The organism is Frigoribacterium sp. CFBP 8751 (genome assembly GCF_014841545.1).
In the GTDB taxonomy this organism is placed as follows: Bacteria; Actinomycetota; Actinomycetes; order Actinomycetales; family Microbacteriaceae; genus Frigoribacterium.
Genome location: NZ_JACYUB010000002.1, coordinates 705367 through 730337 on the forward strand (window position 1 = coordinate 705367; position 24971 = coordinate 730337).

The window sequence follows — 24971 nt, forward strand, 5'->3', positions numbered from 1 at the left end:
CTTGGGGAGGGCACGCCCCCAACCCCGCAGCAACGCGTAAGGCTGCCAGCGCGTCCGCAGCGCGACGTTAGCTCTCTGCCGGAGTAGACAGCTGCCGCCTGAGGTGTCTTTGGGGAGGTCTACGCCGAGGTGTGCTGGGTGAGTCCGTGTTCCGTTTTTTCCCAGTAGTGCGGGTTGGTGAGCAGCTGCCAAAGGCCCTTGTAGGCGGCGAGGGAGTGCAGGATCCAGTAGACGGGGTTCAGCAGCGTCCAGGCCATGAGGTGGAAGGTCCCGCGCTTGAACGGGCCCATCATCGTCAGGTAGACCATGATGCTGTTTCCCACCAGGAAGTTCAGCAGGCAGATCACCAGCAGCCAGGGGGGGAAGACTGCCGAGATCACGCTCGCCGACACGAAGAGGGTGACGGCTGAGAGCAGGTAGAACGGGATCACGCCGAGGAAAATCGCGGGCGTCCCGCCGATCAGCAAGGTAAAGGCGGCGAACCGGACAATCCCGATTTCGCGGATCAGTGCCAGCGGACGGCGGGCGTGGACCAGGGTCGTCTGCATGTAGCCCTTGATCCAGCGGCTGCGTTGCCGGACGAAGTTGGGCATCGAGGTGTTCGCCTCTTCCATCGTCGTCGAGTTGATCACCCCGACCCGGTAGCCGATGGCGCTGGCGCGGATGCCGAGGTCGGCGTCCTCGGTCACGTTGTACGGGTCCCAGCCGCCGAGCTCGCGGAGCGCGTCGACCCGGAAGTGGTTTGAGGTGCCGCCGAGCGGGATGGGCAGGTCGGCGTGGTCGAGGCCTGCGAGCATGTAGTCGAACCAGTAGCTGTACTCGAGCGTGAACATGCGGGTGAGGGCGTTCTCGTCGGCGTTGAAGTAGTTCAGGGCGGCCTGCACGCAGACCGTCTCAGCGCCTCCTCGCTCGAACGCGATCAGGGCTTTCTTGAGTTGGTCGGGGTCGGGGGTGTCCTCGGCGTCGTAGATGACGAGGAAGTCGCCTGAGGCGAGGGCGAGCCCCACGTTGCAGGCCCGGGGCTTCGTCTGCGGGTGCCCCCGCGGCACGGTCACGACGTGGAAGTGGGCCGGCGGAGAGGCCGACTCGATCGCGTGCCGGGTCTCGAGGTCCTCCTCCTCGATCAGGATCAAAACCTCGAGCTTCTCGACCGGGTAGTCGAGGTCGCCGAGGTTGTCGATCAGCTGCGCGACGATGTTGGCCTCGCGGAACACGGGCACCAGGACCGTGTAGACGGGCAGCTGGTCGTCGCGCAGGCTGGCGACCTCGCTGTCGGTCACGCGCTCGACGACGTCGTATCGGGCGCCCTGCATGGCGACGACGAACTTGAACGCGGTGCCCGCGAGGAACACGACGCTGATGGCGGCGACCAGGCCCGTCACGACCTGCCAGGGCCACACGACGGCGAGCCCGGCGAGCACGACGAGCGTCGCGATGCCGCCGATCGCCTGCCCGCGTGAGAACACGACCTTCGCCGAGAGCTCGGGGCTGCGGTCGAAGAGCGCGTTCGCGGCACGGTCGGCCACGTGGGCGCTGAAGAGTTCGACGAGGACGCCCTTGAGCTCCCACTCGGGGACGGCGAGCAGCTCGACCGGGGCGGCCAGCTCCTCTTCGAGGCCGTCGCGGAGCGAGGCGTCGGAGGCGCGGTGGGCGGTGGCGACGAGCAGGGTCCCGTCGGGGAGGCGGCGGACCGGAATCCAGTCCTCGGCGACGTACCGGGCAGGGTCATGCACGGCGAGGGCGACGTCGACGTCGTCGGCGCGGAGGGTGTCGCGGTCGGTGCTGCGGTGCCGGGAGGTGGGCGTGATGTCGGTCATCGCAGGCCTCCGGCGAGTGTTCCCAGGGCCTGCATCCAGTCGAGGACGACGGGTCGGTTGAACGCTGCCGCCCAGGCGATCACGACCTGCAGTAGGGCGATGGTCGTGATGAGGACGCTCGCCCTGGTGGTGGAGGCGGCGGGCAAGATGGCGACCCCCATCACGATCATGGTGAGGTAGATGTTTCCGCCGGCGTTCCCGGGGACCAGTCCGAGGACGTAGCCGCAGATGAGTGCCGCGAACAGGGTGGTCGAGATGAGCGCGGCGCCGGGGCGGCGGACCAGGAACGCCAGCAACCAGCCGCTGACCATCGACGCCAGCAGCAGGAAGCCGTCGAGCGTCGTGACGAGGTAGGGCAGGATGGCCCATCTCGCTGGGTCGTAGTCGAGGCGGCTTGCGAGTAGCGGTGTCGAGCTGTGCAGGAACACCAGCTCGAGGAACGCCAGGGAGGCGAGCACGGAGAAGGTGGGGAAGAGCACGACCAGGATCGACGAGGCGCGGGCGCCGCGTTCCCCGCGACGGGCGAGACTGATCAGCGGCGCAGCCAGCGCGGCGACGGTCACGTAGAGCAGCCCGCTGGCCTGGACCAGGGAGGTGGTCATGAAGAGCATGCCGGCACGGAACCCTGCTTGGGTGTCGCGGCCGGCGAGGAATCGGAGCATGTCCGCGGCTGCGAGTCCGAAGAGCGCGACACCGAGGAAGCCCTGCAGGTTCTGGGTGACCGTGTACACGAAGAGCGGGTTGCCGCCGAGCGCGAGGCCGAATGCCAGCATCTTGACGGGGTGGAAACGTCGCTGGTGCATCACCTCGAGCATCTTCTGGAGGAACACCCCCGCAGCCAGTGCCCCGACGACGGCGAGTCCGGTCTCCCCGCCGGGCACGACGGCGATGATCAGGGCACCGAGCGGCGGCCACACCGCGCCGAGTTGGGTCAGATCGAGGCTGGACCAGCTCAGGCCCGCGAGCCCGGCGAGGTGGTCAATGTTCGGGGTGGTAGTCGACATTAGGGCGCCTGCGCGGGAGCCGACGACGCCGAGCAGCAGATATGGGAATGCGAGCACGAGTCGCAGCAGCCAACGCCGCCAGGCCAACCGAGGGAACGGATCGATGCGTGCACGCGCGATGCGTCCCGTCCCCGCGGACGCAGCCCTCTCTGCCTCACGAAGCCGCAGTGAGGCGGTACGCACATCGGTAAGGGTCACCACGTCGCTACCTCGGTCTCGAGAGCTTCGTCCAGGGCGGTCAGGGTGTCCACGACCTGGCCGAGGTCATCCCCGAAAGCTTGGATAAAAACGGCAGCGAAATACGTCCGGAGGTCCGCGGCGATGTCAAGACCGGTGGGCAGTGCAGTCACGACCACGCTGCGCCGGTCCGCCAGCGCGGGCCGTCGCTCGGCGTGCCCATAACGCTCAAGCCGATCAACGAGCGGGGTCACGGCCCCGCTCGACAAGCCCACGGCACGGCCGAGACGACTGGCCGGGAGGGGTCCGCGGGACGCGAGCACGAGGAGGGCGCGAAGATGAATAGGCGTCACACGGTGGTGCGTTGCAAGGGCGGCGGTGGCGTCGGCGTTGTGCCCAAGGAGCCGCTGGAAAGCATCGACAGCGTTGCCCAACGTCGGGGCGAGGGGATCGAGCGATGCGGCTGAGGCGGTGGTCATGATCGTCTTTCTTAATCGAATATCTCGAATTATGCTCATCTCAGTATCAATTAATCTTGATCATCGAGATAGACCCAACTTGGGGGGGGCAAGCCCAGAGAAAGCTGATGTGTAGCCGTTGGGTATACCCCAGCGCCACGGCTTCGATGATGCGCGGCGCGCGTGGCGTTAGAGCGCCTCTGAGGCCTTTTGCCACAGGTGTGTGTCAGGCCCTAGGGATGGTGCAGCACAAAACGCAGGTCGTGGCGTACGTCCGGGTGAGCTCGGTGGATCAGAACCTTGGCCGACAACTCGAGGCCGTCGGGGACGTGGACCGGGTCTTTGAGGAGAAAGTGTCGGGCGGGTCTAGAGCGGATCGGGTCGCGCTGCTTAATTGGATCCGGTACGTCCGCGAGGGCGACGTCGTGAAGGTCGCTTCGATGGACCGGCTGGCACGGTCGTTGGGGGATCTTCGAGAGATCGTGGACGAGATCACGGGCAAGGGCGCCTCGGTGGTGTTCGTGAAGGAGCAGCAGACCTACAGCCGTGATACGGACGATGCGATCGGCCGGTTGATGCTGAACCTGTTGGGGGCGTTCGCGGAGTTTGAGCGGACCCTGATTCGTGAGCGGCAGCGGGAGGGTATTCGTCTTGCCCAGGCGTTTGGTAAGTACACGGGCCGCGCACAAAAGATCACCGCCGAGCAGCTGGTGGACGCGCGCCGGCTGATCGACTCCGGGGTGCCGAAGGCCAAGGTGGCCCGGGATCTACAGATTGACCGGACGACCCTGTACCGCGCCCTTGCGCGCAACGCCAACGATGGGCCGGTAGGGGAGTAAGAGTGAGGCAACGCGCCTATCGGTGGGTGGGCTGCTCTAATGGCTGACGATCGCGGACGGGTCCGGACTCCGTCGGTAACCTAGGTCCCGATGCGCCATTCCGGGTAGGTCCAGGGTGACTCCCAGTCCAAGACTTCCGAGAGGGTTTCTACGCGAGCAAATTCCGCCAGATAAGCCTCCGCAATCGACTTGTCCTCCAGGACCACTGCGTTCTCCATGGAGCGGCCCCCGTTCAGGGAGAAGTTGAATGACCCGGTCCATACGGCGGTCGGGTCAACGAGCTCGTATTCACCGCCTGGGAGAGTACGAGGAGTTATGCGTACTAGAAACTTATGATGCATCCGGGGCATGGCCGGCCGTTTGTCGAAGTTGTGGTTGCCTACACATCGAATTGGATCGATGCTCGGGTCGATTGATGAGCTTGCACTCCACAGAGGAGACGGGAATTCGAAGCGATCGAATCCGCCTTGCAAACTGTCGTACTTGGCTCGAAGCCTTCGGGGCCAATCCGAGCCAGACCCGGCATCGGGCCGCAGAAAATCCTCTTTCTGGACCACTAAAGCGACCGGTTTTGCTGCCAAGGCGTCGAGGATGTCGAAATCTGTCAGCCATGCAACGCAGCCGGCTAGTGCTTCCGATGCATCGATGAAGTCGATCAGAGCTTCTTTTAGGTCGCCAAAGTACGCCGTGACTTCGGCCCCTTTTGCTGAGCGATGAGCGTCCGTCCAGTCGTATCCACCATCTGAGTCAATGACGGGAGATACGGCGTTGAGGTTTCCCGATGGGTCGGCCGGCGAGCCCGGGCCGGCGTGGTACCTGCTGCTCCCGGAGTACGGCCTGTCCCGATTTATGCTCACAAACAGCAACCTATCGCTGGCTCGAGGTCAGAAGTAGGCCATCCGCCTAAGGCGCTCAGGCATATTTCTAGCGAAGCCGTTAGCCGGTCGTTCATCGGGACACCATTTGGCTCTCGTCCTGGCTGGGGGAGGTCAAGTGGCGTCTGGCCTGCGTATTCGCGTATGCCTGTCCCGCAAAAATGCCCGGTGATGGGGGTCTGAACGCTACAGTCATTCGATGCTCATCGGATACGCCCGCGTCTCAACGTCGGGACAGGATCTCGCAGCACAACGTGACGGTCTCAGGGCGCTTGGTGTTGGCGATGATCACGTGCATGTTGACCACGGCTTATCGGGCACGACTCGAGCACGGCCCGGTCTCCGGGAAGCACTGGCCGCGTGCCGTGCAGGCGACGTGCTCGTGGTCACGAAGCTCGACCGCCTAGCCCGCTCTCTCCGCGATGCGACAGCGATCGCGGACGAGCTCACGGAGAAGGGCGTAGCCCTGAATCTCGGGGGAGCGGTCTACGACCCCACCGACCCCGTTGGCCGGCTCCTGTTCAACGTCCTCGGCATGGTGGCCGAGTTTGAGGCCGACCTCATCCGTGCCCGCACGCGCGAGGGCATGGCGATCGCGAAAGCAGCCGGCAAGCTTCGCGGCCGCAAGCCGAAACTCACCGCCTCGCAGGAGAAGCACCTCGTGCAGCTCCACCGCACGGGTGCGCACACGACTAGCGAGATCGCCGAGCTCTTCGGCGTGGCCCGCTCGACTGTCTATCGTGCGGTTCAACGAGGGGAGCAGCCGTGATGTGGTTCCTCAAGCCGGGCAAGGCGAGAACGAGACCGTTGGTCGCGGAAGACAACGCTGTTATCGACCATGGCGGATTTGTGGAAACTGAGGTGACGGATCGGGACGTGATCGCGATCCTGCTGGTCGTCGCGCTCACGCGAGAGGCCGATGAATGGTGCGGCCCTGAGCTTGCCGTCGCTTGGTTGATGGCGGGCCATGAAGGATTGAACCTTCGCCTTCTCGCTGGTGAGTCCAAGAGCCTGCCTTCTAGCGAGAACCTTCGATACCTCCTCGCGATCGGCACCGATCTGGGGTTAGCCGCCGACGATGACGAGGCGGGCCGGCGTGCTCTTGTTGTCGAGAGTCTGCGCTTGATCGCTGACCGCAACAACAGGCTTCTGCAGCTTTCGGAAGCCTTGCGAGGATTCAGTTTCAGATTCAGGGATGACACGTGGGTGCCTGCGGTCGAGGCCTTGCTGATCATGAGCCGTGTCGACGAGCTACCACCAGAAGAGAGGGCGGATCTCATGGCCACCGAGGCCGCCGACTTGCTCGCCGCGCCCGGGCCCTTGCATGAGTAGCGCCAGAAGACCGGGCAGGCGCAGAGGACAGAAGCGCGAGATTGGTATGTCGCAGTAACCGATCCGGCTACGCGACCCCTAGCGCTGGGCAGGCCCCTCAGTAGTCGATGTCGGTAGAAAGGACCCATGGACTCTGCTGCCCAACCACCCGTAGGTACGCCGTGGCATCAGGCGACTTTCGGTGCTTCCTTCGTCAGGTTTTGGCGAGGCTACGCCATCTTCCGAGGTCGGGCAGCTCGGGCCGAGTTCTGGTTCTGGGCATTGTGGTGGTTCCTCATCAGCCTCGTGGCCAACATCGCCTTCGGGGCAGGTGTGCTGACGTTCTTCGCGGGCCCGTCAGGCCTAGACACACCGCCGCCTCAGGTCGAGCAGGCCCTCGAAGCCTTCAACCCGTTTCCAGTGTGGGGCTACCTTCTCTCGATCCTGCCGCTCGGAGCACAGATCGCCTTGGGCCTCTTCACCGTCCTAGCGCTCGCGTCGCTCATGCCCTGGATCGCAATCAGCGTTCGGCGCCTGCACGACACCGGCAGATCGGGGTGGTGGGTACTCCTGGCTGCCGTGCCGCTAGGCAACGCCGTGCTCGCGGTCCTTCTCGCCCTGCCTTCAATCGATAGGGCACAGGCGGTGCGATGAGTCGCCCCTCGTCTCGATAGACGATCGTCCAGGGAGCTGGGCACAAAGTGGTCTGATACTTGGACGTGGCCATGAACAAGTACGACCCTCTTCCGGGAAAGACTCAGCGCGGGGTTCGTACTGCTGGTTTGACCATGGCTGCGATGGGCGTGCAGGGGACATTCCTCTACCGAGCCATCTTCGACGTGCTCACCTTTGCCTCGTGGGTGCTCTGGCTAGGCGTCTTCGTCATCCTCCTTGTTGGCTTCATCTACAGAGGCATCAAGGACGCTCGTCTGAACCGGGCAGAGCAAGCAGCGTGGGACGCAAAGTTTGAGGAACAGGAACGGCAGAAACGCACCTCGTCTTCGCGGAACTCCGACAAGCGGCTTGGGACAAGCCTGCCCGACGACTGGACCTAGTCAGCCACGATGCCCAATAGGGGATCGTCCCTCGGGCGCTCTGGGATCGCGTGCTGTGTCGTGTGTGCCACCAGCGCCCCAGAACGGGTCGCTTTATCGCCGTCCCGCGATCAAGAGCTAGGTCCAGGAGACCCAACCCTGTAACTTCGCGCTTGATGACCGTGTTGCCGACCATTATTCAGACGAGCGTTGGGCCTTCAGTAGAACGACCGTCCCCGGAACTTCTCACCGAACTTCTTCCGGAACTCGATCAGTGCCTGCGTCAGGCTGGAGTTCCCGCCGACGCGCTGAGACCGGGGCTGCACCGCGAGGTGATCACATCCAGGGCCGCGGCAGCGGGACTCACGCTTCATCCAGAAGTCGTGACTTGGTTCGAGTGGCAGAACGGAGCGTCACCCCGGAGGCCTGACCTCGTTCATGCACTCCCTCAGGTGCGGCTCGCGAGTCTGAACGAGGCACTAGCCCGATACGCGGACACACAGGAGATGCTCGAGAGCTGGTCGGACGACCCAGAACTCCGAGAAATGCATTGGGGTCGGGACACCGGGTGGCTCGCATTGGTCGACGAGAGCACCGGCCTGACAGTCGAGGCCTCCGCCCCTCCCGAGCGCTCGCCAGGCATCCACAACGCGCACAACATGTTCACCCTCGAGACGGACACCGGGAGAGCTGTGTCACTGTGCACGTACGTCACGTGGCTCGTCGAAGGGCTGCGGGCTGGAGCACACGACTTCAGTGCTGTGTCCGGTCTCTGGGCCAGCGACATGGACAAGATGTCTTCAAGTCAGGTCCGAGCTCAGTTCTACTGAGCCGTGCCTGCGGTGTCCAAGGTCAGGCGCACACAAACTCGATAAACGGAGTTGAAGTCGGAAATGGCTGGGCCTGGGCCTGCACCCTCGTCTGTGTGCTCACGTCGCGCCGAGCCATCGTGTTACGTCACTGAAATGGACGTCTCCGTCCCGATAGACGATCGGTCACCGGGGCGCCGTAGTCGGTACTTGCACCGTGGGCGGCAGAGCAACCTCGTTGAGCTAGTTCGATGCAGCCCAAAGGACGCCGCAGCCCAAGGTCACGATGAGCACGACAGCACTCGCGCCAAGCCATGGCCTCGCGGGAGGTGCCCACGTCTGCTTGCCTCATCCATGGTGACGGACAGTCTTCACAATTCCGACCACGCCCAGTAGGAGACCGGCTACTGCGCCTGCAGCGAGGGCAAGAAGAATGGAATCGGTCCCCGACATGCGTTGAGCCTATGCGCCCGTTAGCTTCACGCAGACGATGGTCTGCTGAGGCGGCAACGGCGCCGGCTGTTCCTTGCCCCTTTGCGGGCGAGGGGCGATGGCAACCCACTTCTGTGGCCTGCCCATTAGGGGATACCCTCGTGGGAAGCCCCGGTATCGGACCGGGGCACCCCACCAGCATCGGATGTACGGCGGCGTGAGGTGATTGGTCAAAGACCGAGTGCTGACAAGAACGCGAGCTTTTTCTCGTTGTACGTGTCGGTCCATTTGCCCGGCATCGCCATGTAGCCGTGGCCCAGAATCGCCGAGCTCGCCGGCGGAACGTCGACGGCGTTCGTCACTCCGAGCTGGTCGAGGCGTTCGTGCAGGTTCTCGGCCTGATCCGGGAACGTGCCGGTGTTCCCGTCCGCGATGAACGTGGCGGGGAAGTCTGCGGTCACGTGGTTGGTGACGGATGCTTCCTCAATTAGGGCCGCGGAGGTGCCCACGTAGCTGCGTGCAGACAGTCCGAAGATGAGGTCCTTCACCGGTTGCGGCGTCTGCGTCTCGCCTGTCTTCTCCAGCTCGAGCGCAGGACTGTCGAGCATGACTGCTCGCAGAGCGTCACCTATGACCGGTTCCACTCCGATACTCGCGGCATAGGTCGGGTTGGTCTGGATGTTCGCGAACTGGCCGGCGAGCTGGCCGCCGGCGCTTCCTCCTCCGATGACGACGTCGGACATGTTCAGGCCGTACTGCTCGGCATTTTGCTGAAGGAAGGAGACTGCCTGTGAAACTTGTTTCACCTGTGTGGGGTACTTGACGGTCGGGGCAAGGCCGTAATCGAGGCTGACGAAGTTGAACCCACCGTCGAGGACGGGGTCTGTGGTGACGGCAAAACCGCCACCGGGTGCGTTCGGGTCGCCGTCGGACTTAGTCCCACCGATCCAGCCGCCACCGTGGATGTAGATGTAAGTGGGCCGCTTGACCGATGCGTCGTCATCGGCGATGTAGATGTCGAGATAGCTGCTGGGGTACTCATGGCCGTATCGGACGTCGCTCGTGAGCCCATCTCCGTTCGCTGTCACGCTGACAGCTCCCTCGGGTCCTCGGGGTTGGAACGATGGTGTCTGACCGGCGGCGGCTTGGATCGGGATGGCCACCGCCGCGGGTGCCGCGGCAACCAGGAGCACGACAGTGGAGGTCACCGCGGCGATGACGACGAGAAGGCTGTTCACGACGCTCCGCAGGGTGCTGAGAAGGGATCGAGTAGACGCAGTGACACGCTCCTGCCTGAGGGCGCGGCGACGCGTCCTGCTCAGCTTCCAGAAACCGGCGAAGCACGAGAAGGCAACCACCAGTGCAAACCCTAGGGCCACTGCCCACGCGGGGTACCAGGCGGTCACGAGCCACGCGATCTGCGCGCTGGCGCTGATGATCGCCGAGAGGATCGTCACCCAGGCCGCCTTGCTGCCCCCCGGGCGGCGCCAGGCCACACCTGCGGCCAGCAAGCCCACGAGGAGCAAGGCTCCCGCGGGGGGGTAACGGACGAAGAACGGTTCGGCCCAGGCAACGAGGAGCACGTAAAGGCCACTGGTGAGCAGCGCCCAACGAGTCCAGCGGGGGCGTTCGATTTGGGCGAGGGTCGGGTCGACCATGAGTCCTCCAAAATTGCGGTTGTCTGCAACTATACGCTTCAGTGCAGAAGTACAGAAGAGGTAAGGTCGGCATATGGCTGCAACTTCGCTGAGGGAGCGCTCGAAGGAGCGCCGGTACCGTGCTGTTCTCCTTGCCGGCATGCGGCTGTTCGCCGAACAGGGCTACGACGCGACGACAGTGGCGCAGATCGCTGAGGAGGCGGAGGTGTCGACCCGGTCTGTGTCGGCGTACTTCCCGACGAAGCTCCACATCGCCACGGCGTCCTCGTCCGCGGCGGCTGATCGCTTGATCCTCGCGTTGCGCTCACGTGACGAGGGCGAGTCGATCGTCGATCGTGTCGTTCAGTGGCTCCGCGAAGAACCGGCTTTTGTTCCGGAGGAGGAGTGGCGGCTCAGAGCCGCCATGCTTGAGCGGAATCCGGTGCTGCAGGGGTCCGGACCAGAGGATTCCCCTCCCCTCCTCGCCATCGCGGCCGACGCGATTGCGGAAGACCTCGACGTCCCGCCGGATCACCCGGGGGTGCAGATCACCTTGGGCATCGTTGCGGGGATCGTCGTGCGGGTGGAGCTGCTCGTCGGATCACACCGCGAGGACGATGAGACCCTGAAACTGATTCACGATGCCCTCTCAGGTGCTATCGATGCGGTCAGGAGAAGCAGCCGATCTTCGGACTGATCGCGATGTCGCGACGCCCTCGAGGCATCATGCGCTCATGCGCTCATGCGCTCATGCGCTCATGCGCTCATGCGCTCATGCGCTCATGCGCTCATGCGCGCAGGAACGCTAGGAACCCATCGAGGTGCGCGGCGACGTCGACCGTGGGGTCATAGAGCCACTGCATCTGGAGCCCGCGCGCCATGGCGGTGAGTTGACGCGCGGTGAGGTCGAGGTCCACGTCCGCGCGCAGACGACCCTTTTCCTGCTCACGCTCAAGCTCCCGACGAACGTCGGCATTGAACAGATCGATCCGGTGGTGGGTGAAGTCGTGCCCCGGGTGGTCCTTCCGAATTGCCTCCGCCTGCATGGTGGCGTCGAGCTGGATCAATCCCGGAAAATCCTCGTTCTGTCGCACGAGCTCCGGGAGTGCAGCCAGCAAGCCCCGCTCGGAGAGCGACCGCTCCAGAAGGGGCCGGTCCCGCTCCGCCTGACGGTCGAAGACGGCCTGCAGCAGGTCCTCCTTAGAGGGGAAGTGGTAGCTGAGGGCGGCGTGACTGACCCCGAGCTCCTCTGCGATCTTCCGCAACGACAGGCGCTGGAAGCCGTGCGTCGCGAATATCTCGAACGCACGGTCGATGAACAGGTCTCGCCGCTGCAGTCCGTTCGCGTATCGTCCGCGCCGCTTTGACACGGCCGGCTGTTCCGTTGCCTCCGGCGCCATCTGCTCTCCTTCGATCCGCGAGACCCGCGCCCTGCACCTCATCCTCGCACGAACATTTGCCAAACTGAATAATTGCCGCCCCGAATGCTTGCCATCCTGGACAATTTTGATCTACTGTCAGCCGCAGCCGGGTTCGCCGGTACCCACGACGAGGCCTGGCCTCGATGTCTTCGAAGGAGAAGGTCATGACAGAAGCGATTCCGGCGTCCCCTCGCGCGGTGAACGCCTGGTGGGTGGGGACAGTGGCCGGCATGGCGTCCTTCGTCGATGGCGCGGCCCTGAACGGTGTCGGTTTCGCGTTGGTGATCCTCCAGCAGACGATCGGTCTCACCCCCGGGCAGATCGGGGTGCTCACCAGCGCACTCACCTTCGGGGTGGCGGTCGGCGCTCTGATCGGCGGTCGCCTTGGCGACCGCTTCGGGCGGCGTCGGGTGTTCGTGGTCACGATGATCTTCATCGCCCTCGGCGCATCGGTCCCGATCGTGGCCACCGCGTTCCCGCTGCTGCTGCTGGGTCTGGGTGTCCTCGGTGTAGCGATCGGGGCAGATATCCCCGTCTCCCTCGCGACCATCGCCGAAGCGGCGACAGATCAGAACCGCGGCAAGATCCTCGTGATGTCCAACCTCCTCGCCGGAGTCGGCATCGGCGCCGTCGTGCTCGTCGCCACCCTCACCGGCGGGACCGGGATCTTCGCCGCGCAGGCCATCTTCGGCCTCATCGCCGTCGTCGCGGTCATCGTCCTCGCGCTGCGGCTTACGATCCCCGAATCCACCAGCTGGCGAGCTGCTCGCCTTGAACAGACACAGGGCGTGCACACCGTGCGCGCTGACCGCTCGAAGCTGCGGGACCTCATCACGCCCCCGCTGCGCTTCCCGTTCCTCATCCTCGTCGGGTTCTTCACGCTGGTGAGCATCCCGATCACGCTCTTTGGCTCCTACGCGGCCTACATCGGAGCGAACTTCACCGGCACTCCCGTGTCCGAATTCTCCGTGTTCGTGCTGTTCCTCGTGCCGCTCGCGATCATCGTTCAGGTCATCTTCATGCGAGTGGTCGACACCCGTTTCCGCCTCACCTTCTTCATCCTCGGCGGAGTCCTCTACGTCGCGGCATACCTCATTCCCGTCATCCTCGGGATGAACCTGGCCACGCTCGTCACCACGGTGCTCGTTTCCGGCATGGGCACCGTTTTTTGCGGAGAGCCCATCTTCCGCGTGTGGGTGAACGAGGCGTTCCCGACCATGCTCCGCTCCACCGGCCAAGGCGTCATCTTCGCCATCGCCCGCCTGGTGCCAGCACTGCTCCTGGTCCCCGTGCCGTTCCTTCTCTCGAGCTCAATCAACGGCTTCCTGATCGCCCTCTTCGTCCTCGCCGCCGCCGGGATCGCCGTCGGCTGGTTCGGGGTGCGCAGCGGACGCCTCATCAACGAGTTCCACCACGAGACCGAGAGCATCGACATCACCGCCGCCACTTCGTCCTCAGCATCATGACCACCCCCACCCAGAAGGCCTCCACGCCACCCATGAGCACTTCCGCCCCCACCATCCACGGACACGTCGAACCCGGATTCCAACGCGTCGCCGACGCGTTCACTCAGAACTTCACCGAACGCGGCGACACCGGGGCTGCCTGCACCGTCTATCTCCACGGCGTCCCCGTCGTCGACCTCCACGGCGGCACCTTCCGCCACGGACCGTGGACGGCCAACACCCGCAGCATCCTCTTCTCCGTCAGCAAAGGCGTCACCACCATCTGCCTGCTCATGGCCGTCGAAGCGGGCCATCTCACTCTCGATGAACCGGTCGCCACCTACTGGCCGGAATTCGCCGACCACGGCGAGAGCGCACTGACCGTCCGGCAGCTCCTCGCGCACCGCGCCGGACTCATCGCCCCCGACGAGCCCCTCACAGTGGAGGACCTGCGCGCGTGGCATCCGGTCACCGAAGCCCTCGCCCGGCAGAACCCGCTCTGGGAGCCTGGGACCGCGCACTCGTACCACGCCCTCACCTTCGGCTGGCTCGCCGGTGAAGTCCTCCGTCGCACCACCGGACTTCGCCCCGCGGACTGGCTCCACCAGCACATCGCCGGCCCGCTCGGCCTCGGACTCACCTTCGGGACCGACCCCGACACCGACCCGGACTTCGCGCTGCAGGAGCGGCCACTCCCTGACACCGCCGCACCACCGTGGAAGAGCCCGAACATCGACATGCTGGCGCGCGTGATGGGGATGAACGGAGCCATCGACGGCCTCAACCTGTTCGGCTCCGCGAACACCCCCGACCTTCTCGGCTTCGAGATTCCCGCTGCGAACATCGTCGGCACCGCCCACGACATCGCCCGCCTCTACGCCGCGACGATCGGCGAGGTCGACGGAATCCGCTTGCTTCAGCCCGCCACCACCCGCGACGCCCGCCTCCCTCAATCGGTCGGCGCGCCGTTCTTCGGCCCCGACTCGGGGCTTCGCTGGGGCACGGGATTCATGCTCGACTCCACCCCCCGAGGCATGGCCGGCCCCGGCAGCTTCGGCCACGACGGAGCCGGTGGTCAGCTCGGCTTCGCGCATCCCGAATCCGGTGTTTCCCTCGGATACGCGACAATCCGCCCCGGCGGCTACCCCGACGACCGCGCCGAGGCTCTCTGCCGCGCACTGCGCGACAGCCTCTGAAACCCCACTCTTCGAAGGAGAAGAACTCATGCCGCTCGACCCGTTCCTCGTTCCCCTGCTCGAGACCATGCAGGCCGTCCCCGCCGAGATCGAGGACATCGCCGCATTCCGCTTGCAGGAGAACGCAGGCGCTGCCGCACTCGCCGAGCAGCTGCTCGAACCCGCCCCACCCGTCCGAAGCAAGCGCACCGTGACCCTCCCCGTCCAGGACGGGGAGATCACTCTTAACGTCTTCCACCCGGACAGCGACGGCCCCCACCCCGTCCACCTCTACTTCCACGGCGGCGGATGGATCGGTGGCACCATCCACTCGATGGTCATCGACATCCTCTGCCAGGAACGCGCCGCCGGAGCGGACTGCATCGTCGTCGCCGTCGAGTACCGCAAAGCCCCCGAACACCCCTTCCCCACCGCCCTGAACGACAGCTACGCCGCGCTGCTCTGGGTCGCCGAGAATATCGAGAACCTCGGTGCCCGCGCCGACCTGATCACCGTCGGCGGAGGATCAGCTGGCGCCAACCTCGCCGCCGCCCTCTGCCTGAAAGCCCGAGACGACGACGGTCCCGCGATCGCCTTCCAGCTGCTGGAAGTCCCCTCGCTCGACTTCACCTTCAGCAGCCCCTCCATCCGCCGGAACGCCACCGGCTACGGACTCACCGAACAGACCCTGCACCTGTGCCGACGCCTGTACCTTCCGTCCGAGGCCGACGCGACCAACCCCTACGCATCACCGCTGCTCGCCGAGAACCTCAGCGACCTGCCCCCGGCGCACATCATGTCGGCGGAATACGACCCCATCGTCGACGACGGCGCACGCTACGCCGAACGCCTCACCCGCGACCGAGTTCCCGCAACGTTCTCCCTACAACTCGGGCACATCCACGGGTCCAGCGCCTTCACGAGAGTCATGGCATCCGCCCGAGCCTGGCGAGAAGAGGGACTACAAGCCCTGCGAGCGGCCCACGCTCGAAAGTCACCAGTGAGCTGAACCGCGCCCGGTAGGCCATCGTGCTCCGGTCGCTAGCGTGAACGCATGACGGTCACGCTGGTCACCTTGTCGTCCGATGACTGGAGAGTCTGGCGCTCCTTGAGGCTTGCGGCGCTGGCCGAGGCCCCGGAGGCTTTTGGCTCTCGGTTGGCTGATTGGGTCGGTGCTGATGAGGGTCGTTGGCGCGAGCGCCTCTCTATCCCAGGGGCGATGGACGTCGTAGCCCTCGACTCGGGAACGGGCAGTCCGATCGGCATGGTGACCGGAACGCCATCAGCACGGCCCGGTGCTGGCGCGGAACTCATCTCCCTGTGGGTGGATCCCGCAGCTCGGAGAAGAGGAGTGGCGACGTTGCTCATCGATGGCGTGGCAACTTGGGCCGCAGCCGCGGGGGCACCGCGCCTCGAGTTGTCGGTCATGGCCCAGAACGAGTCCGCCCGGCGCACCTACGAGAGGAACGGATTCGCCGTCGCAGCCAGCTCCGGGGATGAGCTCACGATGACACGGGGTCTCTGACGGCGGCAGCCGACTTGCACGCCCGCTTCCTGCCCGATAGACGATCGTCTGGAGGGCGGCACGCTTCCGAGATCGACGTCTAGTCAGTCCTGATGGCGTCCCATACCTCGCCAAGAGACCGGCTGGCCTTCGCTGCTGATGTCCGCCAGACGGCGTTCTGTTCGGATTCGGTGGCCTGGACTTCATCAAGGAAAAGCTCCAGGCTCCGTCCTGTCACGTACTTGAACGGAAGTGCTCGCTTACGCTCAGCAGGGGCGTTCTGATGCCCACTGATGTACTCCTCGTTAGCGAGTCCGGCGATCGCAAGCTGGTCGAGAAAGGCTCGTGGCAGGTCTCTGTTCAGGGCCAGGATGTCGTGTATTCGGTGATCGTCGACCTCGAGCAACGCACCGAATGTGCCTTTGTCAAGACCCTGACGTGACGCGAGCTCCCAGCGCTCCTCGTAGGTACCATTTTGCGCAACCCACAGGGCTGCCGCCGGCGGCAATCTCGTATCGTCGAGCCGGTCTCGCCAGGCATCCCACATGGTGTTGCCTCCAGAGTCGTTGTTCCGTTGAGGCAGACGTTAGCTGGATCGGCATCTGTCGAGCGGTGCCATCCGCCCGATAAGCGATCGTTCAGCGGTGATGAATTGTCCTAGCTCGACTCGCAGTGCCTGGCTCTTGTGACGGGGTGGCCGGCTGTTCCGTTCTGAGTGAGGAGAACAGCAGGGCGAGTAGCGCGAGCAGGCTGATGCCGCTTGCCCAGAGCAACACCAAGTGCCACGGGGTGCGGAGTCCGCCGGAGACCCCGAAGGCGTCAGCAACGTCCATGCCTAGGGGGAATGCGGCGAAGAACGAGACGGGGGCTCCCAGGACTAGCAAGCCGAAATGGAGCGTGGCGATTGTGCTCATCGAGAGCCGAGCCCGACGGCCCATGGTGCTGGCTGCTACTGAGAGCCCTACCCCAACCAGCCCTACAACCACGAGTGACCAGGTCAACGCGGTGAGATCGCTGCCGAAGTCATCGAGTCCCTGTGCTAGCTCAGTTCTCGTGAGCCCCGGGACAGCTGCTCGTGGCTCCAACCAGCCCAGGGACACGACCATGACGCCGGCGTAAAGGGCAACAAGGAGGGGTCCTCCGAGGGTCACGGTACGTGTTGGCACGAGGTCGACCGTATGGCCCGCTCATTCGCCAACGCGTCCACCGGGCGATTGATCCTGTCCCGATAGACGATCGGTCAGCGGTCGGGGCCCGAGGGGCCCGTCCCGCGGATCGTCCCTCCGTCTCAGGCCCCTAACAGAGAGACGGGCAGGGAAGGCTGGCTGTGAGCAGGAACATGCTCGCGTGGAAGGCGACAGCAGCAGCGCCAGTCAGCCAGAGCGCCGGAACAAGTGCGCGGTGGCCACGTAGCATGCGGCGCCCAGAAAGTGCGGACGCCAGGAGCCACAGCGACAACTGCACGCCTACGAGAATTGGCCTAGCCCACAGGAAGACGTCGCCCATGATGTCGCGCCAGAGAACTGCGACGACGATGACGACCAAGGTCGCTGCAAAGCCGACGATCAGGACCACGATCGCTCCCGCATCGATCCTGGCTGAGAGTCGCGGCGGCGCCAGCGGCTCGGCGGTGCTCATGACCCGAGCCTAGGCGGCTCGACAATGTCGCCGACAGCCCCGCAGAGCCTCGTAAGAAGATGCCCGATGCCCGATGCCCGATGCCCGATGCCCGATGCCCGATGGGCTCTCGAGACGGCTTGCTACTTGCCCCGCGACTGCCGAGCACGGTGCGCTCGGTAGCTGACGCCGTAGATAAGTGCCAGAGCCGCCGTCAGAACGGGCGGTACGACTAGGCCGAGCTGGTTCCACCACGAAACTCCACCGACGGAAACAAGCACGAAGACAGCGAGTATGAGCAAAAGCGCGGCCAACACTCCCCACACAACCGCCGCCTTGGCACACCTACTCGCCGGTCCGGGCTGCAGCCAAAAGCTCTCCTTGGGCACGTCATCAGGGTAGGCGCAGCGTCGGGCTGCCGCTAGGCACTGTCCGGTAGGGGATCGCTTGCGCTACATCTCGACTTGCGCGCTGGGGGTGACCGATTGACGCCCGTCTCGCCCAGCGGCGCGACTCACTGCACGCCGGCGGTCTCGAGCTGAGTTGTTGCGGGCACGTCGGTGTCCGTAATTGTTCCGTCCACGACGGTGACGAGAGTGTCGAGTGCGCCACGGTGGACGAGGTCGTGGGTGACGAGCATCGTCGCGGTGCTTTGCTCGTGGGTGAGTCGTGCGATGAGGTCGATGATCTCGGCACCGCGGTCCTGGTCGAGGGCGCTGGTGGGTTCGTCGACGAGCAGGACAGAGGGGTTGTTCACCAGCGCTCGAGCGATGGAGACTCGTTGACGTTGACCGCCCGAGAGCTGCGCGGGACGTTTCCGACCGTGCTTGGCGAGACCGACTGCTTCCAGCAGCTCATCAGCACGAGCGCGGACCAGGTCACGGTGACGGTGTCTGCCACCGCCGAGCTCGGCCATGACCAGTAGCTGTTCCCGGGCAGTGAGCGAGGGAACAAGGTTGGACTGCTGAAACACGATCCCGATCTCGTCCCGGCGAAGTGCTGTTGCTTCGTTTCGGGTGAGGGTGGCTGCGTCGACGTCGTTGATCCACACGTGCCCGGAGTCTGGTCGGATCAGGGTCGCAGCCACGGCAAGGAGGGACGACTTTCCCGAACCGGAGGGGCCCGTGATCCCAGTGACGATTCCGGCGGGTGCGCTCAATGACACATGGTCGACTGCGGTGATGCGGGAGTCGCCATCGGGGAAGGTGAGGGTGACGTTGTCGAGGGTGATCATCGGTTGCTCCCAAGGGCGGTGAGGGGGTCGGCGTTGGTGACGGTTCGGAGCGCGACGGCGGCGCCGGCGAGTCCGAGGACAACCATCACGGCTGCCGGGAGGAGTGTGGTGAGTGGGCTGAGCAGGAACGGCAGAACTCCGCCGGCGAGGGCGCCGAGACCCGAGACGAGCCCGACGCCGACGCCGATTCCGATGACGAGGACGACGAGGGCTTGACCGAGTGCGTCGCGGATGAGGGACCCATTGGAGGCGCCGAGGGCCTTCAAGATGGCGATGTCGCCCGAGCGCTGCATGGTCCAGACAGTGAAGAACGCTCCGACAACGAGAGCGGAGACGCCGAAGAGCATGACGATCATGAGTCCGAGGGACCCGATCTCGGATTTGAACGTCTCGAGCGCGGTGAGGCTGGTCAGCGGTGGTGTGGCTGAGGTGTGGGTGCGGTTCGCGGCGACGTCCCAGTCCGGCGTGCCGGACACGGCGAGCACAGTCGCTTCGCCGTTGCCACCGAGGCGGTGGTCCGTTTCCGCCCACGCGGCCGGGGACAGCGTGACAACGGGGGTGTGGCTGTACCAGGCGTCACCGCCGATGCTGGCGACCCGGTACGTAGTTCCGGTGATCGTGATGTCGTCCCCGACGGAGACGCCGAGTTCCTTCGCTGCGCCCGAGGACAGTCCGACCGAGTCATCGGACTTCGGAGACAAGTCGGTGATCGTCGATTGCGGTGCGTCCTGCGGGACACCGAACAAAGCGACAGCGACCGCGGACGAGTCGTTCCCGGGCACGGTTGCGCGTCCCTGGACGATGCCGACCTGTGTGACCGTGTCCACGCCGGAGGTATCCCGCCACGCGGACACGGTAGCGGTGTCGATCGAGGACTCCGAGAACGAGGGCTGCCCATCCGAGGGCTGTGCAAGAACGAGCCGGTCCCCGGGGAGGCCGAGGACGGCGGACACGTTCTGCGCGGCGAGCCCGCCGGTCAGGCCAGCGAGCGTGCAGATCACGTCGCTGCAGAAGCAAGTGCAGGAGGACCTCGAGACCGCTGCGGACCACGCGTATCGGACCGACGGTGACAGAGACGGGGTGAGCGTGCGTCCGCAGCCTGACGGAGCCCATTCGTGGTCCACTGTCGGGGCTCGAGACGACGGGTACGTCCAATCCGTCGGGTGGGAGCGGCTCGTGTCCTGGGCCCACGACCACGACCAAGTCATCGAGGTGACCGCCATGCCGGGAGACCACCTCATCAAGGGGGACTGCTTATTGCGCCTCGCCCCACGGGTCGGATCGAACGTTCATCCTCTGACGGAGGACGACCTTGACCGGCTCCACTCGGTGGTGACCCTCGGTGCGGCACGGACGCCGTTCCAGGACGTCGGCTTCGCGCTCCAGCAACTCGTCGAGATCGCAGTCCGCGGTCTTGCCAGCGGGACCAACGATCCGTACACGGCTGTCAGCGCACTGGACCTGTCAGCGACGGCGCTCGTGCCCTTGTGGGCGGAGCGTCAGGCCATCACCGCTTACCTCGACGAGGATGCCGTGGCCCGCGTCCTTCCTCACTGGCCGGCGCCCGAGCAGCTCGTCGACACGATCTTCAACGGTGTCCTCACCTACGGAGCAGAGGACCCCATCGTCCTCGACGCGGCCCATCGCCTCCTGGCGCGCCTCGGCGACGTCGCTTCAGGAGCACGGGCCGAACATCTCGCCAGCATCAGATCCAAGCTCGACCAGATCTAAGCCGCAAATCCGCGGGTCGCCAGGCAGTTACGCGATCAGGGACGGTCGTCACTTCTCATCCAGCTCCCCCGAAAGGAACATCATGTGGTTCGACACCTGGTCTCAGTTGGGGCGCATCGTGCTCGTCGGGGTTGCGGCCTACGTCTTCTTGGTCGTGGCCATCCGACTCTCCGGTAAGCGCACCCTCAGCCAGCTGAACGCCTTCGACTTCATCGTGACGGTGGCCCTCGGACCGACGCTCGCGACGATCCTGCTCAGCAGTGACGTCTCATGGTCCGAGGGGGCCTTAGCCCTCGTCGTGCTGACTGGCTTGCAATTCGTTCTCGCCTTCGTCTGGTCGCGTGTGCCTGCCTTCCGGACCGTCATCACCGCGCGTCCCGCCGTCGTTCTCTGGCAGGGCGAGATCCTCACGGATGCACTCCGAGCTGCACGGCTGTCGGAGTCGGAGGTGCGGCAGGCGGTCCGTAGCAGTGGTCGGGGTGATCTTGCCGGTGTGGCCGCCGTGGTGCTCGAGACCGTCGGCAGGTTGAGTGTCATCGGCGAAGACTCACTCGGAGACGGCTCCGCCCTGGAGAAAACGCCACCGGTCTGAGGTCAAACCCGAGAGGGGACGAGGGCCCACGGGCACCGCGGGTTTCTTCTATGCGGTGATGCTGGTGGCACGTGCCAGCGCAGCAGCACCGATGACGCCGGCGTCGTCGCCCAGCTCTGACACGGTGAAGGTCAGCTCTGGGCTAGGGCGCAGCATCCAGTCCTTCGCAGCCGTGTGAAGTCGATCGGCGAGGTCTTGTCCGAGTTTCTCAGCGAGTCCGCCACCGACGACGACACGATCCAGGTCGAGGAGGTTGACTGTCGAACCAAGGGCGACACCCAGCATCTCGACGGCCGTGTCGAACAGCTTCGTGGCCAGCGGGTCGTCTTTTTCCAGGGCCTTGGACCAGACCTTGGAGGTGAGCTTGGTCTTCTCTTCGGCGTCACGGATGTCGAACAGAGAGGTCTCCCACCCGGCCTCGGCCATCGAGGTGGCGACACCGCGCATGGATCGTCGGCCCGCGTAGGCCTCGGCGCAGCCGCGTCGCCCGCAGCTGCAGAGAGCTCCCCCCGCCATCACCACGACATGCCCGATCTCGCCCGCGGCGCCTCTCGAACCGGTGTAAGGGCGGCCGTCGAGGATCAGGCCCCCGCCGACTCCTGTTCCCATCCAGAGCCCGAGAACGTTACGCCCGCCACGAGCTGCACCTGCTGTCCATTCACCGAGCAGTCCGACATTGGCGTCATTGCCCAGTGTCACTGGGACACCGAGTGCGTCAGAGAGCGGAGAAATGAGGTCGACCTCGTCAGTCCATCCGACGAGGTTCGGAACGGTGAGGGCCTTGCCGTCGTGCACGACCCCCGGGATGCCAAGACCGACCGCGGTCGGGGAAGAATCCAGGGAGTGTACGAGGTCGAGGATCACTCCCAGGACGTCGTCTGGCCCGGTCTCCGGAGTAGGTGCTTTCGCTCGAGCAAGGACTTGGTTGGTGTCATCGACGGCACCGACTTCGATGTTCGTGCCGCCGACGTCGATGCCGACGATGACTGTTCCCGTTTCATTCATGCGCGCATGCTCTCAGTATTCAGGCTGGTTCTGGGGAGATCACGAGGCCTGATGTGCTGTGAGCCAGAAATGCCAACTCGACGATCCACCGCCGGTTGAGGGGCCTCATGCGCGTGGAATCAAAAGAAAGGGCGAGAGGGATGGTCGGTGAGAGCCAGATGCAGCGCCTCTGTTTCCCCGCCGGCCCGTTCACGGTCCACGTCAGGAAAAACGCCTCTCCGCGGTGCATCCTTTCCGCGATGACGACGTGAAGAGGAGCTAAGACGCGATCGGCGAAGGCGAAGGCGAAGTCGTGCTGGCTGTAGCGAAGTGAACCCATATGGTGCCCGTGGTCAAGTTCATTGCCAGCTGCAGCATCGGCCAGATTGCGGGGCATGCTGGCCGCGTGTGCGGAGGTCCGGCTCCTAGCGCCCGATACGCGATCGATGACCGGTGCCTATGTCGTGGTGATCAGGGGTGGTGGCGAGCGTCTGGTGGTTCAGGAACCAGACGCCCGCCGGTGTCGCCCTGTCGGGTATTGGGCGGCGTAATTCCCGGGGCCGGTGGCTAGGCGCCGGGAGGATCAGGGTGGTCATGGACGGCACCCGGGTCAATGGGGGAACCATAAGCCCGCAACTCTCTCGCCGCTAGAGGGTTGCGAGAGATTCGCCGACGAGTATCAAAAGCCTGGGCTTATGTCTAGGCCTGTCTGTCGCCCGTGATGTCGGAGATCCTGGTGTAGTCCTGAGGACGGTTCAGGTTCTCAGGGTGTTCGGTTCGCGTAGGTTCGGTGCGGCCGGCGGCGGCAGGGTCTTCTTCGGGTGAGGCCCCTGTCGCCCTTTCGCATTCTCCGGGATTACTTGATCTTTGAAGAGAACATTCCGGTCAAGCCTCAGGTCTGCACGAACCACCAGGGGTATCCGCTTGTGTCGCTGGGCGGTGCGTAGTGTCATGTGAACACCCACCCGCAGCCCAGGCCCTGCTGTCTGCATCCTTTCGGCGCACCTACTTTCGGAGCCTCCATGGGGTACATCGCGTACGACGGTGAGATTCTTGAGTTCAAAGTCGAAGACCGTCTCCTCGCTCACCTGCAGATCGTGATTGTGAACAAGTTTCGCCAGAACGAGTCGTTCATGTTCTCGTGGAAAGAGCCCGTCGAGACGGGGGATGGGCGTTCCACGGTCTGGCTGTCACCGAACATTGGGTTGCGGTTCAAATTTGCGGGGAGCCACACCGTGGAGATCAACCCGACTTGGCTGGCCGCGCTTTACGCCAGTGCCGCGTCCGGGCGAGGCCTCTACCCGGAGGCCGAACCTACTCATGACCCCGGAACGGCTCTTCCCGGGGTGACCGGGGACCACGTCGATTGGGCTAGTGATCGTCCCGAGCCGCCTAAGACCCGGGCAGCAAGGCCACCGGTCGGCACCAAGGCTCGATGACACACATCAGGCGCTCATCGAATAGTCCGTTGGTCCGGGCAGCCCCCTGTAAGTAATCGTTGGCCGGGGTGTCTCAAGAGCCGCTGGACCACGGAGGCACGACCGCGGAGCAACTGCTCCCCTGGCGCTTGTGATCGGCTCTCGCTTAATGGGCGTGCGCAGACAAACCCGTGAGCGACGCCGATTCCGCGGAGGCCACATCGCTTGAGGCATTATCGATGCCTGGCTAGGCCGAACCATTCACGCGCACCCAAGCACGCTCTAGAGCCCCAACGACGATATTGGGGATGACCACGGTCACCATCCTGCCCGAGACCACCGCGGTGACCACGGTCTCCTTACCCGCTGTCACACGGGAGACGACCTCAAAGTCGTTAGGAACTACCCGCTTCATTTTCAAGGGTTCACCCGAACTCGCCGGCGCGGAGCCCCACAGTAGGAAACCGTCCTGGACCTCGGCCCCGTAGGAGATGCCGTGCATCGTCCACGTCGAGCTAAAAGTCACGCTCAACTGTAGGACGGCTCCAAGCGCCGTCTGCGACCGGCGCTTCCCGATCGATGCTCCTTGGCGGGCCTTTCTTAGGAGAGGCGAAGAGTAGATCCAAGCATCGCCGACGGCAACCCCTCTGCGCTTGTCGGGCGGACATCGTCTGACCAGGGGCACCACCGGGGCATGGAACGCATCACGATGCACGTGGACGGAGTCCCGCACGATTTGGCTCAGGGGCAAGACATCAGCCGGGTCAAGGCAGCCGTGGTGCAAGCGGCCCGAGATGGTGCGGACTTAGTCACTGTCACTCTGGTCGGGAACCGGGTGCTGGACGTACTGGTCACGCCGGGCAACTCGATTGCGTTCGAGTCAGTGGCCGTTCTGGAGGATGTCCGGGACGACGATGACCCCGGCGCGCCCTTTGACTACCCGAGCTTTGACGACTTCTTGTGCGAGCTCTGAGTTGTCTACTCAGCCCAACGACCCACTCAGGCTGATCGAAGTGGCCATCTGGGCCTGCCTCGAGGGCATCGTGGAGAACCCGGAACGGCGCAAAGCGTACGTGCGAGATTTCCGCGATCGGCTCCACCAGGTCCGTTCCGACAGGCAGGACTAGGGCCTGATAGTCGATCGTCTTCCGGGTTTTCGCGCCGAATCTCGTTCATGTCGATCGGGGTGGATGAATGGACCTTCCGCACGCATGCCCTGGAGGCGGCTTCGCATCCCCGGTCCGGCCCGAACGGGCAGCCACCCCTCCGTGCCGTGGGCAACGCGCCTCTGACGCGGATGAGGACGTCTTCTGTCGGCGTCAGAGGTGGGTGGTGATCTCGGCGATGCCTGACACGGTGAGGGTGGGTGGCGAGAAGTGCGCGGGGTAGTCCCGCCCGGACCGGTTGATCCAGATCGTCGAGAGACCGGCGTTGGCTGCGCCGTGGATGTCCCAGGG

The 24971-nt window shown here is 64.8% G+C and carries 27 protein-coding genes; 15 read left to right on the forward strand and 12 right to left on the reverse strand.

Annotated elements, in window-relative coordinates; all coding sequences use genetic code 11:
* Positions 1–119 precede the first annotated feature (119 nt).
* From IFT88_RS09105 to IFT88_RS09115, 3 genes are all read right to left on the reverse strand, one after another.
* Complete coding sequence (locus tag IFT88_RS09105; protein ID WP_192120090.1) at positions 120–1817, reverse strand: glycosyltransferase family 2 protein; 1698 nt, start codon at positions 1815–1817, stop codon at positions 120–122.
* Positions 1814–2821: a hypothetical protein gene (locus tag IFT88_RS09110; RefSeq protein WP_249408876.1), complete on the reverse strand. Its 1008-nt coding sequence runs from the start codon at positions 2819–2821 to the stop codon at positions 1814–1816. Before IFT88_RS09110 ends, IFT88_RS09105 begins: the two co-directional genes overlap by 4 nt.
* A 194-nt stretch (positions 2822–3015) precedes the next feature.
* On the reverse strand, positions 3016–3477 hold the full coding sequence (locus tag IFT88_RS09115; RefSeq protein WP_192120094.1) for a MarR family winged helix-turn-helix transcriptional regulator: 462 nt from the start codon (positions 3475–3477) through the stop codon (positions 3016–3018).
* 218 nt (positions 3478–3695) lie between these two features.
* Here IFT88_RS09115 and IFT88_RS09120 point away from each other — a divergent pair, with 218 nt between their 5' ends.
* Positions 3696–4295: a recombinase family protein gene (locus IFT88_RS09120; protein ID WP_199859025.1), complete on the forward strand. Its 600-nt coding sequence runs from the start codon at positions 3696–3698 to the stop codon at positions 4293–4295.
* 80 nt (positions 4296–4375) lie between these two features.
* On the opposite strand, the gene IFT88_RS09125 is transcribed toward IFT88_RS09120, so the two are convergent.
* Complete coding sequence (locus IFT88_RS09125) at positions 4376–5152, reverse strand: hypothetical protein (protein WP_192120096.1); 777 nt, start codon at positions 5150–5152, stop codon at positions 4376–4378.
* A gap of 217 nt (positions 5153–5369) precedes the next feature.
* Between IFT88_RS09125 and IFT88_RS09130 the strand changes: the two genes are divergently transcribed.
* From IFT88_RS09130 to IFT88_RS09150, 5 genes are all read left to right on the forward strand, one after another.
* Positions 5370–5939: a recombinase family protein gene (locus IFT88_RS09130; RefSeq protein ID WP_192120099.1), complete on the forward strand. Its 570-nt coding sequence runs from the start codon at positions 5370–5372 to the stop codon at positions 5937–5939.
* Complete coding sequence (locus IFT88_RS09135) at positions 5936–6502, forward strand: hypothetical protein (RefSeq protein WP_192120101.1); 567 nt, start codon at positions 5936–5938, stop codon at positions 6500–6502. The genes IFT88_RS09130 and IFT88_RS09135 overlap by 4 nt, the downstream gene beginning before the upstream one ends.
* Positions 6503–6628: 126 nt before the next feature.
* Entirely contained in the window at positions 6629–7135 is a 507-nt protein-coding gene (locus tag IFT88_RS09140; RefSeq protein WP_192120103.1) for a DUF805 domain-containing protein, read from the forward strand.
* A 71-nt stretch (positions 7136–7206) separates the two neighbouring features.
* On the forward strand, positions 7207–7536 hold the full coding sequence (locus IFT88_RS09145) for a hypothetical protein (protein ID WP_192120104.1): 330 nt from the start codon (positions 7207–7209) through the stop codon (positions 7534–7536).
* A gap of 155 nt (positions 7537–7691) precedes the next feature.
* The gene (locus IFT88_RS09150; RefSeq protein ID WP_192120107.1) at positions 7692–8345 is read left to right on the forward strand and encodes a hypothetical protein; all 654 of its coding nucleotides are present in this window, start codon (positions 7692–7694) and stop codon (positions 8343–8345) included.
* Positions 8346–8986: 641 nt separating this feature from the next.
* On the opposite strand, the gene IFT88_RS09155 is transcribed toward IFT88_RS09150, so the two are convergent.
* Entirely contained in the window at positions 8987–10414 is a 1428-nt protein-coding gene (locus tag IFT88_RS09155) for an alpha/beta hydrolase (RefSeq protein ID WP_192120109.1), read from the reverse strand.
* A 73-nt stretch (positions 10415–10487) separates the two neighbouring features.
* On the opposite strand from IFT88_RS09155, the gene IFT88_RS16795 reads away from it, so the two are divergent.
* Complete coding sequence (locus IFT88_RS16795; protein WP_199859026.1) at positions 10488–11090, forward strand: TetR/AcrR family transcriptional regulator; 603 nt, start codon at positions 10488–10490, stop codon at positions 11088–11090.
* Positions 11091–11181: 91 nt separating this feature from the next.
* Here the strand turns inward: IFT88_RS16795 and IFT88_RS09165 are convergent, their stop codons facing one another.
* Positions 11182–11793, reverse strand: coding sequence for a TetR/AcrR family transcriptional regulator (locus tag IFT88_RS09165; RefSeq protein WP_192120111.1), 612 nt, complete (start codon positions 11791–11793; stop codon positions 11182–11184).
* 185 nt (positions 11794–11978) lie between these two features.
* On the opposite strand from IFT88_RS09165, the gene IFT88_RS09170 reads away from it, so the two are divergent.
* The 4 genes from IFT88_RS09170 to IFT88_RS09185 are packed head-to-tail and all read left to right on the forward strand — an operon-like array spanning position 11979 to position 15959.
* Positions 11979–13280, forward strand: coding sequence for an MFS transporter (locus tag IFT88_RS09170; RefSeq protein WP_274604749.1), 1302 nt, complete (start codon positions 11979–11981; stop codon positions 13278–13280).
* Between the two features lie 32 nt (positions 13281–13312).
* Positions 13313–14455 carry a serine hydrolase domain-containing protein gene (locus tag IFT88_RS09175; protein ID WP_192120115.1) on the forward strand — a complete coding sequence of 381 codons (1143 nt, stop codon included), beginning with the start codon at positions 13313–13315 and terminating at the stop codon, positions 14453–14455.
* Between the two features lie 28 nt (positions 14456–14483).
* A complete protein-coding gene (locus IFT88_RS09180; RefSeq protein WP_192120117.1) occupies positions 14484–15443 on the forward strand; it encodes an alpha/beta hydrolase in 960 nt (319 codons plus the stop codon).
* A gap of 45 nt (positions 15444–15488) precedes the next feature.
* On the forward strand, positions 15489–15959 hold the full coding sequence (locus IFT88_RS09185) for a GNAT family N-acetyltransferase (protein WP_192120119.1): 471 nt from the start codon (positions 15489–15491) through the stop codon (positions 15957–15959).
* A 79-nt stretch (positions 15960–16038) separates the two neighbouring features.
* Here IFT88_RS09185 and IFT88_RS09190 read toward each other — a convergent pair whose 3' ends face one another.
* The 4 genes from IFT88_RS09190 to IFT88_RS09205 all read right to left on the reverse strand — a co-directional run bounded on the left by IFT88_RS09190 (position 16039) and on the right by IFT88_RS09205 (position 19862).
* Positions 16039–16485 carry a hypothetical protein gene (locus tag IFT88_RS09190; protein ID WP_192120121.1) on the reverse strand — a complete coding sequence of 149 codons (447 nt, stop codon included), beginning with the start codon at positions 16483–16485 and terminating at the stop codon, positions 16039–16041.
* 749 nt (positions 16486–17234) lie between these two features.
* The gene (locus IFT88_RS09195) at positions 17235–17576 is read right to left on the reverse strand and encodes a hypothetical protein (RefSeq protein ID WP_192120123.1); all 342 of its coding nucleotides are present in this window, start codon (positions 17574–17576) and stop codon (positions 17235–17237) included.
* A gap of 493 nt (positions 17577–18069) precedes the next feature.
* Positions 18070–18789, reverse strand: coding sequence for an ABC transporter ATP-binding protein (locus tag IFT88_RS09200; protein WP_192120125.1), 720 nt, complete (start codon positions 18787–18789; stop codon positions 18070–18072).
* Positions 18786–19862: an ABC transporter permease gene (locus IFT88_RS09205; protein ID WP_446718827.1), complete on the reverse strand. Its 1077-nt coding sequence runs from the start codon at positions 19860–19862 to the stop codon at positions 18786–18788. Before IFT88_RS09205 ends, IFT88_RS09200 begins: the two co-directional genes overlap by 4 nt.
* On the opposite strand from IFT88_RS09205, the gene IFT88_RS09210 reads away from it, so the two are divergent.
* Together IFT88_RS09210 and IFT88_RS09215 are read left to right on the forward strand one after the other, a co-directional pair.
* Positions 19807–20520, forward strand: coding sequence for a DUF2254 family protein (locus IFT88_RS09210; protein ID WP_342212120.1), 714 nt, complete (start codon positions 19807–19809; stop codon positions 20518–20520). The two genes, IFT88_RS09205 and IFT88_RS09210, sit on opposite strands and share 56 nt — an antisense overlap.
* 82 nt (positions 20521–20602) lie before the next feature.
* On the forward strand, positions 20603–21112 hold the full coding sequence (locus IFT88_RS09215; protein WP_192120131.1) for a DUF421 domain-containing protein: 510 nt from the start codon (positions 20603–20605) through the stop codon (positions 21110–21112).
* 48 nt (positions 21113–21160) lie between these two features.
* On the opposite strand, the gene IFT88_RS09220 is transcribed toward IFT88_RS09215, so the two are convergent.
* Together IFT88_RS09220 and IFT88_RS09225 are read right to left on the reverse strand one after the other, a co-directional pair.
* The gene (locus IFT88_RS09220; protein ID WP_192120132.1) at positions 21161–22117 is read right to left on the reverse strand and encodes an ROK family protein; all 957 of its coding nucleotides are present in this window, start codon (positions 22115–22117) and stop codon (positions 21161–21163) included.
* A 19-nt stretch (positions 22118–22136) separates the two neighbouring features.
* Complete coding sequence (locus IFT88_RS09225) at positions 22137–22493, reverse strand: DUF7882 family protein (protein WP_192120134.1); 357 nt, start codon at positions 22491–22493, stop codon at positions 22137–22139.
* A 625-nt stretch (positions 22494–23118) separates the two neighbouring features.
* Between IFT88_RS09225 and IFT88_RS09230 the strand changes: the two genes are divergently transcribed.
* Both IFT88_RS09230 and IFT88_RS09235 read left to right on the forward strand, forming a co-directional pair.
* A complete protein-coding gene (locus IFT88_RS09230) occupies positions 23119–23535 on the forward strand; it encodes a DUF7882 family protein (protein WP_192120136.1) in 417 nt (138 codons plus the stop codon).
* Between the two features lie 673 nt (positions 23536–24208).
* Positions 24209–24487 carry a hypothetical protein gene (locus IFT88_RS09235; protein ID WP_192120138.1) on the forward strand — a complete coding sequence of 93 codons (279 nt, stop codon included), beginning with the start codon at positions 24209–24211 and terminating at the stop codon, positions 24485–24487.
* Positions 24488–24971: the final 484 nt, after the last annotated feature.

Coding starts and splice junctions, on each gene's coding strand:
- IFT88_RS09185 (WP_192120119.1), top strand. CDS start 15,489: ATGACGGTCACGCTGGTCACCTTGTCGTCCGATGACTGGAGAGTCTGG.
- IFT88_RS09110 (WP_249408876.1), bottom strand. CDS start 2,821: ATGTCGACTACCACCCCGAACATTGACCACCTCGCCGGGCTCGCGGGC.
- IFT88_RS09225 (WP_192120134.1), bottom strand. CDS start 22,493: ATGCCCCGCAATCTGGCCGATGCTGCAGCTGGCAATGAACTTGACCAC.
- IFT88_RS16795 (WP_199859026.1), top strand. CDS start 10,488: ATGGCTGCAACTTCGCTGAGGGAGCGCTCGAAGGAGCGCCGGTACCGT.
- IFT88_RS09220 (WP_192120132.1), bottom strand. CDS start 22,117: ATGAATGAAACGGGAACAGTCATCGTCGGCATCGACGTCGGCGGCACG.
- IFT88_RS09145 (WP_192120104.1), top strand. CDS start 7,207: ATGAACAAGTACGACCCTCTTCCGGGAAAGACTCAGCGCGGGGTTCGT.
- IFT88_RS09155 (WP_192120109.1), bottom strand. CDS start 10,414: ATGGTCGACCCGACCCTCGCCCAAATCGAACGCCCCCGCTGGACTCGT.
- IFT88_RS09175 (WP_192120115.1), top strand. CDS start 13,313: ATGAGCACTTCCGCCCCCACCATCCACGGACACGTCGAACCCGGATTC.
- IFT88_RS09120 (WP_199859025.1), top strand. CDS start 3,696: ATGGTGCAGCACAAAACGCAGGTCGTGGCGTACGTCCGGGTGAGCTCG.
- IFT88_RS09180 (WP_192120117.1), top strand. CDS start 14,484: ATGCCGCTCGACCCGTTCCTCGTTCCCCTGCTCGAGACCATGCAGGCC.
- IFT88_RS09105 (WP_192120090.1), bottom strand. CDS start 1,817: ATGACCGACATCACGCCCACCTCCCGGCACCGCAGCACCGACCGCGAC.
- IFT88_RS09195 (WP_192120123.1), bottom strand. CDS start 17,576: ATGAGCACCGCCGAGCCGCTGGCGCCGCCGCGACTCTCAGCCAGGATC.
- IFT88_RS09130 (WP_192120099.1), top strand. CDS start 5,370: ATGCTCATCGGATACGCCCGCGTCTCAACGTCGGGACAGGATCTCGCA.
- IFT88_RS09215 (WP_192120131.1), top strand. CDS start 20,603: ATGTGGTTCGACACCTGGTCTCAGTTGGGGCGCATCGTGCTCGTCGGG.
- IFT88_RS09165 (WP_192120111.1), bottom strand. CDS start 11,793: ATGGCGCCGGAGGCAACGGAACAGCCGGCCGTGTCAAAGCGGCGCGGA.
- IFT88_RS09200 (WP_192120125.1), bottom strand. CDS start 18,789: ATGATCACCCTCGACAACGTCACCCTCACCTTCCCCGATGGCGACTCC.
- IFT88_RS09140 (WP_192120103.1), top strand. CDS start 6,629: ATGGACTCTGCTGCCCAACCACCCGTAGGTACGCCGTGGCATCAGGCG.
- IFT88_RS09115 (WP_192120094.1), bottom strand. CDS start 3,477: ATGACCACCGCCTCAGCCGCATCGCTCGATCCCCTCGCCCCGACGTTG.
- IFT88_RS09190 (WP_192120121.1), bottom strand. CDS start 16,485: ATGTGGGATGCCTGGCGAGACCGGCTCGACGATACGAGATTGCCGCCG.
- IFT88_RS09230 (WP_192120136.1), top strand. CDS start 23,119: ATGGGGTACATCGCGTACGACGGTGAGATTCTTGAGTTCAAAGTCGAA.
- IFT88_RS09150 (WP_192120107.1), top strand. CDS start 7,692: ATGACCGTGTTGCCGACCATTATTCAGACGAGCGTTGGGCCTTCAGTA.
- IFT88_RS09170 (WP_274604749.1), top strand. CDS start 11,979: ATGACAGAAGCGATTCCGGCGTCCCCTCGCGCGGTGAACGCCTGGTGG.
- IFT88_RS09235 (WP_192120138.1), top strand. CDS start 24,209: ATGGAACGCATCACGATGCACGTGGACGGAGTCCCGCACGATTTGGCT.